The organism is Paraburkholderia sediminicola (genome assembly GCF_046026895.1).
Taxonomy (GTDB): Bacteria; Pseudomonadota; Gammaproteobacteria; order Burkholderiales; family Burkholderiaceae; genus Paraburkholderia; species Paraburkholderia sediminicola_C.
Map to the genome: position 1 here is coordinate 1 of NZ_JAQQEU010000236.1, position 1,066 is coordinate 1,066.

Annotated in this window: 1 protein-coding gene; it reads right to left on the reverse strand. The window is 59.1% G+C overall.

Annotation, left to right across the window (positions count from 1 at the left end):
• Nucleotides 1-188 (reverse strand): hypothetical protein (locus PQR02_RS40505; protein ID WP_408243399.1); only part of this gene is annotated, 188 nt, incomplete at its 3' end.
• Nucleotides 189-1,066 lie beyond the last annotated feature (878 nt).

Sequence of the window (1,066 nt, forward strand, 5' to 3'; positions counted from 1 at the left end):
CCGATACTGTTGAAAAAGTCGCTGACCGTCTTTCTAGCGAGGTTAGAGGGTAGCCGCGCCCCCTCCCGGAAACGCGGCCCCCGAAGAACCGTACGTGCGAGTTTCCCCGCATACGGCTCGCGCACGGCATTAAGCATCATGTCGATGCCGGTTGCGGTTTGTGCACCCACAACCTTCGCAAACGTCACATCGTCGATTCATCCCGTCGCCGGGACAAGGGCGCTGAACCGTAGCCCGACCGGTCTCTCGCAAGCTTCCCTTTGGTGAATCTCTGACGTGGGGCAACGACAGCCGCACCACGCGCACGTCAGCACCCTTTCAGGTCGGGGCAAATCTCGAACCCCTATGTCACCCGTTACAGGCAACCCTTCGCTTCTTGCGCGTTCTCACTCCCGCTTCCCCAACAGTGTTCCTCATGGTCCACCTGCCACCGCTCCATGAACCAGAGCGAGGGCGAGAAATCGGGGTTCCCGCGTTCCCATCCCTGCCGACCCGAGCACTTCCGGGCCTGTCCGTTTAGCACCTGTCTATTCCCCGATGGCCTCGTGACGACGTGCACCCACTTGAAAAAGGTGCAACCGGCCATTTACCATTTTGGTCAGAGCCTCTCAGCAGCTTTGGCTCTTCGAAGATAACGAGGATTCCATCGACAGTTCACGTACGTTGTGCATGCGCAACTTGCCTAGCCCCCACACCGCACGGCTGCTGGCAGTGTCGATCCCTGCCCAGTGGCCCGGGTGAATCGCCCATAGGGTGGGTACGTTGTCCCCGGAGCTTCGAACCCGACCGTTACCGGTCGCGCACGTCCAGGTAGGCAACTGCTGGTCGTACAGCAGGTCACGCCTTCAATCTCCGATGTTCAGGTTGTTGAATGTGACAAGGCAGAGAAGAGCTTTGCCATCCACTACGTTGCCGATTTACGTCCGGCGGACGGCGACACGCGTCGCACTTCAGGGGTCTTCTTACCCTTGACCGGCATCCGCGCGCGGTTTGTAGGCCGATCTGAGAGGCCGATTTTTTTGCGAGCAGGTCGCAAAAACGATGCAGCGACTTTTTCAACACTATC